13 protein-coding genes are annotated in these 15542 nt (G+C 57.8%); 6 read left to right on the top strand and 7 right to left on the bottom strand.

Annotation, left to right across the window (positions count from 1 at the left end; all coding sequences use genetic code 11):
- Positions 1-377: 377 nt before the first annotated feature.
- The 7 genes from ACZ1HM_RS16955 to ACZ1HM_RS16925 all read right to left on the bottom strand — a co-directional run bounded on the left by ACZ1HM_RS16955 (position 378) and on the right by ACZ1HM_RS16925 (position 9882).
- Complete coding sequence (locus ACZ1HM_RS16955) at positions 378-1859, bottom strand: sulfatase-like hydrolase/transferase (protein WP_472743826.1); 1482 nt, start codon at positions 1857-1859, stop codon at positions 378-380.
- Between the two features lie 1303 nt (positions 1860-3162).
- On the bottom strand, positions 3163-3894 hold the full coding sequence (locus tag ACZ1HM_RS16950; protein WP_472743825.1) for an SDR family NAD(P)-dependent oxidoreductase: 732 nt from the start codon (positions 3892-3894) through the stop codon (positions 3163-3165).
- Positions 3891-5519 carry a flavin-containing monooxygenase gene (locus ACZ1HM_RS16945; protein WP_472743824.1) on the bottom strand — a complete coding sequence of 543 codons (1629 nt, stop codon included), beginning with the start codon at positions 5517-5519 and terminating at the stop codon, positions 3891-3893. Before ACZ1HM_RS16945 ends, ACZ1HM_RS16950 begins: the two co-directional genes overlap by 4 nt.
- A gap of 4 nt (positions 5520-5523) precedes the next feature.
- Positions 5524-6657 carry a mandelate racemase/muconate lactonizing enzyme family protein gene (locus ACZ1HM_RS16940; protein ID WP_472743823.1) on the bottom strand — a complete coding sequence of 378 codons (1134 nt, stop codon included), beginning with the start codon at positions 6655-6657 and terminating at the stop codon, positions 5524-5526.
- A gap of 1 nt (position 6658) precedes the next feature.
- Positions 6659-8071, bottom strand: a complete 1413-nt coding sequence (locus tag ACZ1HM_RS16935; RefSeq protein WP_472743822.1) for an aldehyde dehydrogenase family protein — start codon at positions 8069-8071, stop codon at positions 6659-6661.
- A gap of 3 nt (positions 8072-8074) precedes the next feature.
- Positions 8075-9058 carry a transketolase family protein gene (locus tag ACZ1HM_RS16930; protein ID WP_472743821.1) on the bottom strand — a complete coding sequence of 328 codons (984 nt, stop codon included), beginning with the start codon at positions 9056-9058 and terminating at the stop codon, positions 8075-8077.
- Positions 9055-9882, bottom strand: coding sequence for a transketolase (locus tag ACZ1HM_RS16925; RefSeq protein ID WP_472743820.1), 828 nt, complete (start codon positions 9880-9882; stop codon positions 9055-9057). The genes ACZ1HM_RS16930 and ACZ1HM_RS16925 overlap by 4 nt, the downstream gene beginning before the upstream one ends.
- An 82-nt stretch (positions 9883-9964) precedes the next feature.
- Between ACZ1HM_RS16925 and ACZ1HM_RS16920 the strand changes: the two genes are divergently transcribed.
- The 6 genes from ACZ1HM_RS16920 (at position 9965) to ACZ1HM_RS16895 (ending at position 15537) form a co-directional block, all read left to right on the top strand.
- The gene (locus ACZ1HM_RS16920; protein WP_472743819.1) at positions 9965-10666 is read left to right on the top strand and encodes a GntR family transcriptional regulator; all 702 of its coding nucleotides are present in this window, start codon (positions 9965-9967) and stop codon (positions 10664-10666) included.
- A 101-nt stretch (positions 10667-10767) separates the two neighbouring features.
- Complete coding sequence (locus ACZ1HM_RS16915) at positions 10768-11733, top strand: tripartite tricarboxylate transporter substrate binding protein (protein WP_472743818.1); 966 nt, start codon at positions 10768-10770, stop codon at positions 11731-11733.
- Positions 11734-11805: 72 nt separating this feature from the next.
- Positions 11806-12267, top strand: coding sequence for a tripartite tricarboxylate transporter TctB family protein (locus ACZ1HM_RS16910; RefSeq protein WP_472743817.1), 462 nt, complete (start codon positions 11806-11808; stop codon positions 12265-12267).
- Positions 12268-12270: 3 nt separating this feature from the next.
- Positions 12271-13767: a tripartite tricarboxylate transporter permease gene (locus ACZ1HM_RS16905; protein ID WP_472743816.1), complete on the top strand. Its 1497-nt coding sequence runs from the start codon at positions 12271-12273 to the stop codon at positions 13765-13767.
- Entirely contained in the window at positions 13764-15251 is a 1488-nt protein-coding gene (locus ACZ1HM_RS16900; protein ID WP_472743815.1) for a sulfatase family protein, read from the top strand. Before ACZ1HM_RS16905 ends, ACZ1HM_RS16900 begins: the two co-directional genes overlap by 4 nt.
- Before the next feature lie 7 nt (positions 15252-15258).
- Positions 15259-15537: a hypothetical protein gene (locus tag ACZ1HM_RS16895; protein ID WP_472743814.1), complete on the top strand. Its 279-nt coding sequence runs from the start codon at positions 15259-15261 to the stop codon at positions 15535-15537.
- Positions 15538-15542 lie beyond the last annotated feature (5 nt).

Here is a 15542-nt window from a genome sequence, read left to right as displayed (position 1 = left end):
CGGCATTTGGTAAGTATGGGCTCCACGCAGGCGTTCGCTGCACACTGTTTGAGCGCCCGCTTTCGGTCGAACCGGTCAGAATGCCTAACTAGGTTGATTGGCCGCTCTGAGGGACTTAGTTGCCATTCGTCCGAATGATCTGAACGGCCGCTCATAGTTCACGACAGTCAGGTATTATCGGCGGAGTGCCCCGTAAGCCACGTCATACCCTTGACGACCGACACAGTGTTCTTTGCGGCTCTCGGCATAAGGACAGAGCGGACCTGCGTTTCGCTGAAGTCAACGGCTGCTGTCTAAATCAGCATATGCCACCGTTCAAATGCGAACGTTTAGGCTATCCGACAACCTGACGCGTCCATTGCAACGACAACTTAAGGTCACAGGGATTTGTCTTCGCCCATTTTTGCCTGTTCAGTTGGTGTGGGTGTGTGGTTGAAGACATAGGCGTTCAGGCAGGCGTCTTCTCCACCCAGGTCAGCGATCCTTGCTTTCTGATCGGCGAAGCACAACGCATTCACCGCATCGGGGTCGCAGATTTTGCGCAAACGGGCTTCGCCTTCCGCCAGCGCCGCAATTGTGTTGGGGTGGTTTGGCCGCAATGCAGCGAGATTGCGCATCTCGTCGGGGTCGGCGTCCAGATCGAAAAGCTGTGGCTCGTGTCCGACATAATGCACATATTTCCAGTTTTGCCAGCGCAGCATGAAGGTGCCGGTGGTCGAGCCACCGTCATGGTATTCGCTCAGGATCGTTCTATCGGGGTCATCTTCTGCATTCGCCAGCGCGCGCAAGGACACCCCTGGCAACGCGCGGCTCTGGTCATCATGCGCAACCCCGGTCACATCCAGCGCTGTGGCGGCCACATCCAGCAGCGACGCGCCCGTTCTCACCCGCCGCCCCTGTGGCACACCAGGCCCTGCAACGATCATCGGGACACCGGCGGATTGTTCGTACATGACTTGCTTGGTCCAAAAGCCCTGATCGCCCATCATATCGCCGTGGTCCGAGACATAGACGATCACGGTATTCTCAGCCTGACCGCTTGCCTCAAGCGCCTTGAGGATGCGCCCCACGCAAGCATCCATAAAACTGGTCAACCCGTAGTAGGCCGCCTTGGCCTCGCGCATTTTTGCCTCGTCAAAATGGCGGTCATAGTCGAAAAACTCTGCCACGTTTTTCAGCTCGCTATGTTCGGGTTGGAACCGGTCTGCATAGCCCACCGGCAGGTCCATCTGGGTGGGATCGTACATCGCATAAAAGTCATCGGGACATGTCAGAGGATAGTGCGGGCTCACGAGCGATACGAATGCAGCCCATGAGTTCTGAGAACCCGCCTTTTCATTCAGCCAGTCCTCTGTCGCCGCGGTGATCTCGCGATCATATTCCGTATAGGTACTGGTGCCAGAGCCTACATCCGCTGCCAGTTCTGCCGTGTCGTAGGCGGGCAATGTTTCACGTAGCAGCCCCACGGGCCAGCCGATACCTCCCACCACATGCATGGGAAGGATTTCCTTGGAGAACCCGTTGTCATCGTCGCTCGATCGAAAATGCAACTTTCCGATCGACACGACCTCTACGCCTTCATTACGCAAATGGCGCATCCAACTGCGTACCTTGCCGTCATAGGGTGAGGCACTGTCCCAATGGCGGATTTTGTGAACATGATCTCCTGTCGCAATGGCAGCCCGTGTGGGCACGCACATGGGCGACGGCGTGTAGGCATTAGTGAAATGCGCTCCGTTCGCGGCGAGGGCATCCAGGTTCGGGGTTTTGACGATAGGATGCCCTGCGCATCCCATCGCGTCTCTCCGATGCTCATCTGAAATGATGATCAGCAGATTTGAGGTTTCTTCGTGCGGCATCGAACTTGGCAGCCTTCTCGTGTGGTCTTCCATCGTAGCGCCAGGTAAAAAAACCGTAAAGCGGACCTTTTGCGCACCCGGCTCGCTTGGTCAGTCTGGGTTCTGTAGCAATTCTAATGGCGGGGCCCGGCGCTCTAACGCATTCTGAATGGGCGACATTCGCGCATGCTACAGCATCCGCCGCTTTGGGCTCACAGCCGACTTCCGAGGCGGCGCAGCATTCCGTTTTGCGATGCCAAGACCACAGCCAATCACGGCCCAGAGCTGTCTCTAGATCAATCGCAGCAGTGCGAGCTATCAGCCGAAATTTGCGTCAGACAACTTACAGATTGGCGCTAGAACGCCGACCCCTCCACCACCACCTCTGAGAGATCAGACCACCGATGCACATCCAGGGGCCTAGAATGCCACGGATCCTCTATCTCATTGGTCATGCAGTCTCCTAGGACCATGAAGGCCGGCCTTAGCTAGGTGTTTCGGAGAGCCTTTCGGGTTGGGGCCTCTTCCTTTTTCTTGCCCCCCTGTCTCTTCGCTTCCATTACTCATACCTATTTCAAGTATGGTCTAAGCCTACCACTGCAATGGCCGACAGCACGATCAGGGGCATTTTCGGGGGCATTTCTGGCCCGAGAGCATCACTCAGGCGCATCAATGATCATGTAAGGAAGAAGTGGCTGGGATGGTAGGAGACCGTGTCTTTCCATACCCTTCTTGTGCTTAGCGGAGGCAGTCGGAAAAAGGGGGCACTTTAGGGGGCATTTTTATGATGATGACCACAATTCCCGGGCGGTAGTTGGGGCCCTCAAAAGGGGTGGCTTTCGCCGGTGCTGTCAGACGCCCAAAAAGAGCGTCCGACCCGAGACTCAGAGACAGCGGCTTCACCGCTGCCACACCCCTAGCTAGGACCTTTCGTTGAGAGGGGCACGCACTGGGGCCTACACGGGTCCAGCGGGTGGAACGGGTGTGGGGATACCCAGTCTGGGGAGCCTGACAGGGCCTCTATCTAGGGTAATCCATGGTAAGAGATCATCACTAATAGAAAAAACAATAATAACAGAACGTAAGGCAGGTGCAGGGAGCGGAACACAAGACTGGCAGTGATGGATCACAAACTACCGCCACCCGTTACACCCGTTCAGCCGAGAGGTCCCGTCATGAGGCCGGGGAGGTGAGTTGATATATCTGGGATAGTGGGACTAGGGGCGGAATCCGATCGTTCGCTGCGGATGGAAACCGATTTGGTAAGGATAACAAAAGCGGACAATCACAAATACACCAAAGTCGCGCTACTCATTTTCAGCCGTCATGCCTTCATGGCCCCGTCAACGACAAACTCGTGCCCTGAGCAATGGCTTGAATCGTCAGACGCCAGAAACAGCACCATGTGGGCGACTTCATCGACCGTACCCTGTCGCCCCAGGGGGACTCGTGCGTCTCGCTCATCTGCTGTCTCGTCCAATTCGCTCATCATTCGGGTGTCGATCAAGCCTGGATGGACGGAATTGACGCGGATGCCAAAGGGTGCAAACTCTAATGCGGCTGATTTAGTCAGACCGCGAACAGCCCATTTGGTTGCGGCATAGGCAGGTGCGCGTGGGGCACCAGCAAGCCCAGCGATCGAGGACAAATTGATGATGCTGCCCGCCTGTTGTTTCTTCATCAGCGGGGCAACACTTCGTATTCCAAGAAAAGTGCCGGTCTGGTTGATGGCCACCTGGCTGTGCCAGTCCTCAATCGAGGTCTTCTCAAGGCTCACAACACGAAAAATGCCTGCGTTGTTGACCAAAACATCGAGGCGTCCGTGATCTCGGGTGATGTTGGCGATCACTTGGTTCCAGTCAGCCTCAGCAGAGACATCCTGTTCAATGAAAACGCATTTGGACCCAATGTCTGCTGCGACAGCCTGACCTTTGTCCACATCCACATCTGTGATGATGACCGTAGCACCAGCCTCCACGAACAAGGCGGCTTCCGCAGCCCCCATGCCCTGTGCGCCGCCGGTGATGAGCGCGACTTTGCCATCCAAGCGGTTCATGCGCGAAACCTTTGCGCCAATTGCAGCGCCAACAGACGGGAGAAGTATCGCGCCTGGCTCAGGTTCCCTCCTGTGAACCACAATCCCGGTTGTGCCGTTTCGACCCACATGTTGCGCAACTCACCGATCCACGGTCCGGGGTCACCCTTGGTGCCCGATCCGTAGCCCCAGCAGGGACCCACCCGGTCTGCGGTTTCGCGGTCCATGAACTTGGCCACCCAGTCGGTCATGTCGCCATAGCCGGTGGCATAGACCACGGCATCAGCCTTCAGCGTGCTGCCATCCTCCAGATGCACGGCGTGCTCAGAAAGGTGACTGATGCCGCGCCCGGACTGGACAGCGATACGCCCGTCCATCACCATCTCAGCAGCGCCTACGTCGATGTAATAGCCCGATGCGGTGCGACGGTACTTCATGCCCAGCCCCGTGCCATCTTCTGCAAAATCAAGCGTAAAACCGGCGTCTGTCAGGCGTTGGTAGTAGGCGCTTTGATCTGCGCGGATATTATCCCATATCGCGCGGTGGCGCGGTTCGAGCAAGCGCAGCGGTACGGAAGCCTGAAGGATGTCGGCTTTGTCCGTGGTGATCCCGTTCGCCACGGCCTCGGCTGAGTAAAGAGGGCCCAGGACCCTTTCGCAGTAGTCTTCTTGCCGCACAACCAGTGAGGAAGATCGCTGAAGCAGCGTCGGACGGGCACCGACGGATACAAGATCAGAGGCAATATCATGCGCGGAGTTGTTGGCACCGACCACGACCACATCCTGCCCCGCAAACTGTGGCCCCAGCTTGAACGCGCTGGAGTGCATTTGGGTGCCGGCAAAAACGTCTTGCCCAGGGAATGTCGGCACGTTCGGAAACCCGGAAAGACCTGTCGCCATGACTATATGGGTGGGCTCCAAGGTGACCGCGTCGCCGTCCCGGATCAGTTGCACTGACCAACTGCCACTGTCAGCTTTAAACGTGGCAGACGTCAGTTCCGTGCTTATCCAGATGTTGAGGTTCAGGTCATCCGCGTATTGCTCCAACCAGTCCCCCATCTGATCTTTGGGCGTAAAGACGGGCCAATCCTTTGGGAATGGCTTGAACGGCAAGTGATCGTACCAAACCGGATCATGAAGGACGAGGCTGTCATACCGAGATCGCCACTGGTCCCCGACGCGGGGATACTTGTCGACGATAATGTAGGGCACCCCTAGATCGGCAAGTTGCGCGCCCAAGGCGAGACCACTCTGCCCGCCACCCACCACGAGAACGAAAGGCACATCGGTTTGCGCCCTGCCACTGGAAGGCGTGTTTAACCCCTCCAGCTGCGTAAACAGCGTGTCGCACACCCCCTGTGAAAGCCGCAAATATCCGCGCCCCGGGCCTTCCGTTGTGTTGAAACGAAAGAAGCCTTCAGCCGATTGGTCCGCGTCCTCCACGACCGCATTCTGAAACCCTGCCTTTGCTCCATGTGATGCGCCGAATGCCACAATGGCCTCCCGCCCTTCGATGGTTTGCAGGGTTCCGCCAAAAGGGAGGTAGTCGCGCCAGAAACCTTTGGCTGCAAAGAGGCCTGCGATGTCATCCGCGGTATCTTTGCCCACGGCCTCCGAAAAGCGGGTGAGCCAGCCTTGAAGTGTCATTGGATTATGCGACTTTCTCAACAAATTTATCCAGTGCCTCAGGGCTTGGTGGGACAACAAGTCCGGGATCTGAAGGCAGGCCGACGCAACCCTCTTGGATGTCGATTGCATCACCACAAAGCGCGGTTCTGAGCGGATTTTCGTTTACGTCTACTTCACACGACGACCTGTTCCCGATCGCCCCGCTGATGGACAAGGCTGCAACCTGTCCAATGGCCGTGCCCATGAAATGGGGCCAGATCAGAATGTCATCGGGGACAGCCTCAGCCAAATCGAGCGCCCCGGAGATGCCACCCCATTTCGCCACGTCGGGCTGTAAAACCCGCATCCCGGCGCGGGACATCGTCAGAAAGTTGTCGATACCATAGATGTTTTCGCCCCCAGCAAGCGGGATACTGGTTGCGGTCGCCAAGGTTTCCCAATCTTGCGCAGGGGCATCTGCGCGCAGGGCCTCCTCTGCAAAGAATGGGGCGAAGTCTTCGATGGTCTGCAAGGCGGTTTGAGCCACGTTCAGTGTCCAGCTTTGGTTGCTGTCTACCATGATCCTTGAACCCTTTGGGCAAAGTCCGGCAGCCCGTTCGACAATCTTTGCGTTGCCGTGTTCGGCAAAACCGATCTTCAGTTTGAAATAGGTCTGCCCCAGGCTGGCATGATGGGGGATCAACCTGTCGAGGTCTTCAGCATTGATTGAGGTGGCGTAGGAATTCGCCGTTGGCGTGGGCAGGTCCATGAACTTCGCAAATGAAATGCCCGCGCTGCGCAACGCAAGATCCCAGAGCGCCGTGTCAATGCCTGCGAGGATATGTTCGAACACCTCGCACTGCCCCACATGCAGGAAAAAGACAGAGAGCTTTGCACGCAACCTCTCCTGCACCTCGCGCGGATCGCAGAACGACAGCCCGTCCAGATGCGTCGCAATCACGTCTTCGATGATATGCGCCTTGTGCAGGTTGGCCCGTGGCGGAAAATTCGCCCAGACCTCACCCCAGCCGAAACAGCCTGCGTCATCTTCGACGCGCACCAGCAACGCCGGGCGCGTTGGCATTGTGCCAAGCGCCATCTTGGGAGAGACACCTCCCGACGCGCGGACCGGTATCGCCTCAATGCGCGCCAGTGTGATGGGCCGCGTGAACTGCATATCAGTAGGCGACGTAGGCCGCGTGTTCGGACGTGTAGAAATTCACCGCCGTCGGTCCCACGCTGTAGGCGCCTACGCCTGAATTCTTGATCCCGCCAAAGGGCATATTGTTGTCCGGCACGGTGCCGTGGTTGACATGGATCATGCCGTTCTGGCTTTCATTCAGGAACCTTTGGATCAAGTCGTTTCGGTTGGAAAAAAGGGCAGAAGTCAGGCCAAACTCGGTGCCGTTCAGCATCTCCATCGCCTGATCGAAGGTGTCATATTCAAGAACAGACAGGACAGGCCCGAAGATTTCCTGCTGCCCAGCAATTGAATTGTGCTGCACATCATCCAGAACGGTGGGGGTGTAGAAATACCCGTCTTCCGGTGCACCTGGCGCTGATCCACCTATCAAAGGCTTGGCACCCTCGGCGATGGCCTTGGCCGTCACATCGCAAACGTCCTGCCAATGCGGTTGATTGCACAAAGGGCCAATGTCAGAGCTTTGCTCAAGCCCTGGACCCATCTTCATCGCCGCGGCCTTTGCCGCCAGAATGTCCTTGGCCTCTTTCGCCAAATCCTTATGCACAATCACCCGGCTGATTGCCGTGCAGCGTTGCCCGGACGTCATGAAAGCCGCCCCCATGATCTGGGTAATTGCCCCCTCCAGATCATCGCTGTCATTCAGGATCGCACCGTTTTTGCCCCCAAGTTCCAGCTGAGCAGGGATCAGGTTTTGTGCAGCCGCCGAATAGACCAGTTTTCCGGTCGGGACCGAGCCGGTGAAGCTGACGCCGTGAATGTCGCCAGAAGCAATTGCCTCGCTTGCAACTCTGCCAGACACCATGGCGACCTGGATCAGATTTTTGGGAAAGAACTCCGATGCAATCTCTGCCAGCAGGAAATTCGCGCCGGGCGTGAATTGCGAGGGCTTCATCACCACCGCATTGCCAAAGGCCAGGGCCGGGCAAATCTTGCGCATGGGCGTTGAGATCGGAAAGTTCCAAGGGCTGATGCAAAAGATCACGCCGCGTGGACGGCGCAGGATCTGGTTGGAAAACCCCGCCCGTCCCGAAGCAATCGCCATGGCCCCCATGCGTGCGGCCTCTCCCACGGAAAACCGGCCCTCGGCGCAGGATTTCATCGTCTCGCCTTTACTTTCCCGGAACAGTTTGCCCTGTTCCAGTGTACCCGCGGTGGCCAATGTGTCGGCTTGCGCCTCCACCGCGTCGATAAACGCGTTCAACCTGGCAGAGCGTTCCAAGCCGGGCACCTTTGCCCATTCTGCCTGCGCGACATTGGCCTGTTTGATGACCTTGGCCAGCGCGTCCGGCTGCATGATCCCATAGCGCCCGATCTTTTCCGAGGGGTTGGGGGGGTTGACGGTCTCAAAGGCCTCTGACCCTGAGCCGAATTCATAGCGAAAGCTCATGGCTCATCCCTTCTTTCTTTGCGTGACACCGCGCGCTGCGTCGGCAATTGCAGGTGCGTCGAGGCCGAATTTATTCATCAGATAAGACGTTGTGCCACCCTCACAAAAGCGGTCCTGCACCCCAATGCGTTTGAACGGCAGGCCAATTCCTGCGTCCATCAGAACCTCGGCTACAGCAGAGCCAAGCCCGCCGATAATGTTGTGGTTTTCAGCCGTGACAATCGCGCCCGTTTTAGCAGCACTTTCGATGATAAGGTCCGCGTCGATGGGTTTGATCGAAGCCATGTCGATCACCCGCGCATGAATACCTTCAGCGGCGAGGGTCTCTGCCGCCTGCAGCGCCTCTGACACGCACAGGCCTGCTGAGATGACTGTCAGATCGGACCCCTCCCGCCGGATCACGCCCTTGCCAACTTCAAGTGTCTTGGGCGTGAATTCAGGCGGCGTACTTTCGGGGCGCTTCATGCGCAGGTAAGCCGGGCCGTCCCAGTCTAGCGCTAGTTTGACCATCGCGGCGTGGTATTCCGGGCCGGAGGGTTCAAAAATTGCCATGTTCGGCACCGCGCGCAGGATCGCCACGTCTTCAATCGCCTGATGTGACACGCCCAGCAAAGTGGCCACGCCCGGCAGAAAGCCAACGATCTTGACCGGCAGGTTCGGGTACGCGGCCTGCATGGTGATCTGGTCCAGCACACGTTTGGTAATGAAGGCGCAGAAGGAGTGGCAGAACGGGATCTCGCCAGAGCGCGCCATACCGCCGGCCATCCCGATCATATTGGCCTCGGCGATACCGACATTATGAAACCGTTCTGGCAGTTCATCGCGAAAGCGATCAGTTTCCGTTGGCGGCACCAGATCGGCACACAAGGCGACGATGCGCGGATCAGCCTGAGCGGCCTCAACCAGCGCATCGCCATAAGCGCGCGGCAGGGGTTTGAACGACCGGTTGATAAAGTCCGCGGCTTCGAGTTGGGACAAGGTGCTCATTGCTGCGCCTCCAACTCGGCGCGGGCAGAGGCTGCGACCTCGGGCGGGAAGCGCAATTGGTGGAACATCAGCCCTTCAAGGGACGCGACACCTTTGCCCATAAGGGTGTTGGCCTTGATGAAACTGGGCCTGCCCTTGGTTGAGCGGGCGGTGTCGAACGCACCAAGCAGCGCGCCTATATCATTGCCGTCAATCTCCTGGCAGGCAAAGCCAAAGCTCTCCATTTTGTCCATGAGCGGCTCAAGGTTCATCACCAGATCCATTGGGCCTTCGGATTGGACGAAGTTGTAATCAACAATGAACACAAGGTTATCGAGCCCCTTCGCCCCGGCAAACATCGCGGCTTCCCAAATCTGGCCTTCCTGCATCTCGCCGTCGCCAACAATCACATAGAACCTGGCCGAACGCCCCTGTCGCTTTGCACTCAGCGCGCAGCCGATGGCCACTGATAGACCTTGCCCCAGAGACCCGCAGGTCGCCTCGACGAAAGGGCCCATGCGCTCGGAAGAGTTGATCTCGAGCGTCGAGCCATCCGTGACGTAGGTTTTCAGATCCGCGATCGGAAAGAAGCCGCGCTCGGCCAGCGTTGCATAGAAGATGGCGGTGTTGTGGGCCGTCGTCAGGAACACCCGGTCTCGGTCAGGCCAATCCGGATTGGCCGGTTCCATGGTGGCTTCTGCGAAATAGAGCGCTGTAAAAATGTCCGCCGCGCCAAGCCCTTGCTGCACATATCCCTGACCTGATGGTGCAATCATGTCCACGACATGCAGGCGCAATCGCGTGGCAATCGCCTCCAGCTCCGAAAGATTGTGTTTCGCATTCATGTTAGGGCCATGCTACCATATGAAAGGTATGGACCTTTGTACCTATTGATTAGGGGATATTGTCAATATGAATCTTCAGGCGATGAAGCGCACTGCCGTCCCGCTGCATGCCGAGGTGGCAGAAGTGCTGCGGCATCAGATCATGTCTGGCGAGCTGCCCGCTGGGGCGAAACTACCGGCCCTGCGGGAGCTGACCGAGACACTGGGCGTGGCGCGGATGACCGTGGTGCAGGCGATGAACACGCTGCAGGACGAAGGCCTGATCGAAAAGCATTCCGGCAAAGGCACATTCGTCAAATCGGTCAAAATGGCCCCGCGGCACACCATGCATATGGAAGCTGATATTTCCCAGATCTACACCATGGTCGATCAGTTGGAGGTCTCGGTGCGGCAGACAGACGCGATCATCGAAAAAGACGCAGATGGCCGTTATCTTAGGTCGATGCGACGCATTCACGCCCGCGCGGGAAAGCCGTTTTGCCAGGTCGACATCAAGCTTGATGATCAGGTTTTCGAACGCGCGCCTGAGCGGTTTGCGCAGGAAATCGTTGTCTCTGTGCTCAAGGATTTGGGTGTGAGCATTCACAAGGCTCGGCAGAAAGTGACGATCTCCTATGCCGATTTCGCGATGGCACAGGCATTGGGGATCAAGGTCAATTCCGCCGTTTTTAGGGTGCTTCGGGAATTCCTGAGCGAAGATGATACGCTGATTTATTCGGCCGCGCTGACCTACCCCGGAGACCTTCTGGAGCTGGAAATGGAATTCTCCACCGGGGCTACGTAAGCCACAGCGGGCTTGACTCTGAAATTTCGTTGCAGAAAGGTATATACATCTAGACCATTAGTGCCGCAAAGGCCGTGGTGAAGCAGGGAGGGCTTCTGAACATGAAACTATTCAAAATGGCGGCCGTGGGGATTGCGGCGCTTGGGCTGAGCGCCGGGGCTGCCTTAGCCGAGTGGCCGGAAAAGCCGATCACTTACGTTGTATCTTTTGGTGCTGGCGGAAACGCTGACATCGTGGCGCGCATGAATGCCGAGGTGCTCAGCGAGGCGTTGGGCGTTCCGGTGAATGTCGTGAACAAGCCTGGCGGCGCGCACATCCCGGCGACCATGAGCGTTCTGGAAGCACCCGCCGACGGCTACACTGTGTTCAACTGGTCGCCGCCCAGTTTCATGGTTGTACCGCTGACCCGCGAAACGCCCTACACCCCGCTTGAGGATTTTATCCCGCTCTATGCAGGTATCTCGGCATCCAACGCGCTTTATGTGCGCGCTGACAGCCCCTACACGACCTTCGAAGAATTCATCGAAGGTGCAAAGGCCAACAAACTGAACATGGGTGTGAACAACTTTGGCGCACCGCCCAACCTGTCAGCCGTGCAAATGGCATCGGAATTCGGGCTGGAGTTCAACACCATTGCGCTCAAGACTGTTCCGGCAACGTTGGCGGGGCTGATCGGTGGTCAGGTTGACGTGGCCGTGGGTCAGGTCGCCTCGATCCACGCCTACGGCGATGAAATCCGCCCGTTGATCATCCTCGATAACACCCGCAAACCCTACTACGAAAAGGATCTGCCGGGCGTTCGCACTGTCGGTGAGGCGTTCCCCGGCAAAGAAGCGGGCACGTGGGTACATGGCGGTCTGGCCGTGAAGGCAGGCACCCCGCAGGAAATCGTGGACAAGCTGCTGGAAGCATCAAAATCCATGGGCGAAGAAGCATTCATCGCCAAGGTGCCCAAGGCGGTCAGCTATGACTGGACCCACGGGGTTGAGGAGACCACAGCGCTGATCCAGTCGGGTATCGACCTCTATTCGCCTTTGCTGGATGGGCTAGGCTTGCTGAAAAAGTAAGCGGACTTGCCCACTGTACGACGCCGCGCGGGCATATTGCCTGCGCGGCGTGTTTGACACCAAGAGGCCCCGATGCTGAACCAAAGAACAGCCAATCTTGCCTTTGTCTGCGTCCTGCTTTGTGGCGCAGCCTATTTTGCATGGATGGCAGAAGGCTTTGTAACGTCGGGCCTGTTGGCAAGTCAGGGCTTGCCGTCAAAGTTCTTTCCGCAGCTAACCTTGGGCGTGATCGGGCTTTGTGGCCTGATTGTCGGGTTCACGTATCTGTCGCGCGGTCACGTTGGTGGTGACGACGGGGAAACCGTTTTCACGAACACAACCGAGGCGCGCCAAGGGCTGTTGATGCTGGTTGTTGCTGTGGTCTGCTACGCGATCTGGCGCAACTTTGGTTTTGTTCCGATGGCGATCTGTCTTGGCCCGCTGAGCCTTTTGGCAATGTGGGTGAGGGCCCCATTAATCTACGTGGTTGTTCTGGCGTTGACCGCGGTCATTTACGCAATTTTCACCTACGGCCTTGGCATTCAACTGGTGTAACTGATGTTGGACACTGCCGCCCTATTATCCGCGATTGGTCTGTTGGCAGACCCGTTCACGATGGCCTTGCTGGTCGTCGGGATTGTCCTTGGGCTTGTTATCGGCATTCTGCCCGGTTTGGGGCCGCCAATCGCCATTGCACTGGCCTTGCCGTTTACTTTCTACATGGAGGCGGTCCCCTCCATGGTTCTGCTGCTCGGGATCTACTCGGCCGCGATCTATGGCGGATCCATTTCGGCGATTGCAGTGGGCATTCCCGGCACGGGGGCCGCAATTGCGACCGTGCAAGACGGCCACAAGATGTTCAAATCGGGCCGAGGCGGCGAGGCGCTTGGCTTTTCCTTGACCGGTTCGATCATCGGCGGGCTTTTCAGTGCCGTGTGCCTTGCATTGATTGCGCCCTTGTTGGCGGACCTGGCGGTCAAATTCGGCCCGCGCGAATACCTTGCCATTTCCGTTTTTGGTTTGATCGTGGTTGTCCGTGTCGCCGGGCAAAGCCTTGCCAAAGGGCTGTTGATGGGCGCGTTGGGTCTGTTTTTGACGACCTGGGGCCTGGATGAGCTCAACGGGACGGAGCGGTACACCTTCGGCACCTATCACCTTTATGAAGGGCTGCCGCTGGTGCCTTTCCTGGTCGGGCTTTTCGCCATGTCGGAGGTTCTGATTGGTGCAGAACGCGCGGCCCGGAAGGTATCGTTTTCGACCGAAAGCCTGTCTGTAAAGCTGCCGGGGCTGAAAACGCTGGGACGAATGAAAGATGTCATCCTGCGGTCTTCCCTGATCGGGACCATTATCGGCATCATCCCCGGAGAAGGTGCCGCCGTTGGCGCATTCTTCGCCTACTCAGAAGCCAAGCGCCGCTCCAAAACGCCGGAGGCTTACGGCACTGGCATCCCTGAAGGGATCGTCGCACCCGAAACCGCGAATAACGCAACCGTTGGCGGCGCGTTGGTGCCGACACTGACGCTGGGCGTGCCAGGCTCCCCCGCCGCTGCGGTGCTGCTTGGAGCGCTGCTCATTCAGGGTCTGACACCGGGGCCCAAGCTGTTCTCGGATGAACCCGACTTGATGTACGCGATCTTCATCGGGCTTTTCCTGATCAATATTCTGATGATGGTTATCGGTCTTGTGGCGATCCGGTTCGCTGCACAACTGATCCGGGTGCCAACCTCGGTGATCGTGCCGACAGTCATGTTGCTGAGCTTTGTGGGCATCTATTCGGTCTCCAACTCCTTCTTCAATGTCAGCGTTCTGCTGGGCGCGGGTATTCTTGGCTACGTGGTGCGCAAGCTGGGATACTCCATCGCACCACTCTCCATTGGCTTTGTCCTTGGGCCGATCCTCGAAAACTCCCTTCGGCAGTCGCTGACCATTGCGGACGGATCCGTGCTGGAGTTTTTCAGCACCCCCATCGGCCTGACGATCTATGCAGCACTTGCGCTTACGATCCTGTGGGGGCCGATCAAATCACGCCTGCAGCGCGGGACGGAGGACGCATGACAAACCAACCCAACATCCTGATCATCTACGCTGACCAGATGCGCTATGACGCGATGGGATGCGCGGGCAACCCGCTGATCCGAACGGCGAATATCGACCGGCTGTCTGCCGAAGGCGTGCATTTCGAGGAAGCCTACACCAGCTATCCGATCTGCTGCCCTTTCCGCGCTTCGGTTTTGACCGGGAAGTACGCGCAGGGCCACGGCATGATTCAGAACCACTTTCCCTTGCGCGGTGGGCAAGGGTTTCTGGCGGAATACCTGCGCGATGCAGGGTATCAGACAGGATACGTTGGCAAGTGGCATCTGGAAGGTGGCCCCAAGCCGGGGTTCGTGCCGACCGACAGACGGTTTGGATTTGACCATTTTGTTGGGTTCAACCGGGGGCACGACTACCAGTCTTCCATCTACTACGACGATGACGGCCAGGTTTATCATTCGGCGCGCTATGAACCGGACTACCAGACCGACCAATTCATGGAATTCGTGGACAGCGCCGCGCAGAACGACGCGCCGTTCTTTGGCTATCTCAGCTATGGTCCGCCGCATTTTCCGATGGACATGCCGGACCACCTGCGACGGATCTACAAGCCGGAAGAAGTTCCACTGCCGCCCGGCGTGCCAGACCCGCAGCTTCAGAGAAAGGTGCAGGACTACAGGACAAACGTCCTGTGCGGCGGCAATCCGCGCTCGGGTCACAAGAGCCATTGCAGCCACGAGACAAAGCCCGTGGGCGAGATCGAAACCGAGGCTGAAATCCGCGAATTCATCGCCGAGTACTATGGGATGATCCATAATATCGACTGGAACCTTGGCCGGCTCCTCAACCAGCTTGACGCATTGGGGATAGCCGAGAATACCGTAGTGATTTTCCTGAGCGACCATGGCGATATGCTGGGCCAGCACGGGTCGTTCTGCGGGATCAAAAATCAGGCTTACCGTGCGGCGATGCATGTGCCGCTGATTATCCGCTATCCTGCGCGGTTCAAGCCGCATCGCAGTGGAGCGATGATTGATGTGGGGGTCGACATGATGGCCACACTCTTCGACCTCGTTGGTATCGACATGCCCGAAGGGCGCGATAGCCAAAGCTACCTGCCTGTGCTGGAGGGCACCTCTGACGACCACCGCGACGCGATCTGGTATCAGGTCTTTCGCCAGACAGGAGGCAACCCGATTGAATACACGCCCTACGCAGAGCGTGGCATTCGCACGAAGGACTGGCTTTATATGCGGCGCAAAGATCACCGCGCGTATCTGTTCGATGAACGCGTGGACCCCGATGAGCAATGCAATCTGGTCGATGACCCGGCCCATGCCGCGCTGATGGACGGCTTTGACGCGCAGCTTGACGCGCATATGGCCGCTACGGGTGACGATTGGGACATGGCCGCTGATTTCCCGCCGCCCGATTGGGTGACCCACGCCGAGGCAAAGGAGCATCTTGAAAACGTGCTGCTGCCAAACGCCACACACGTTCCATGAGGTTCCAATGCTTTTGACCGGCGCGCGCGAGGTTGATCCCGCGCCCTTTGACGACATCAGTTTCGACCTTTGCGAGCGTCGCAAGGACGTAGTGATCATGAGCGCGGATCTGAGCAAGTACTGCCAGGTCGTGCGGGTGAAGAACGAACTGCCCGCCCAACACCTGGATGTGGGCATGGCGGAACAGAACCTCTTGTCTGTGGCCGCAGGTGTGGCCAAGGGGGGTATATCCCCATCGCAACCTGTTTTGCCTGCTACATCACCCGGCGCGCCTATGATCAGATGATGATC

It is taken from the genome of Sulfitobacter sp. GN1-4 (assembly GCF_055693825.1).
This window is presented reverse-complemented; position numbering and strand designations above follow the sequence as displayed.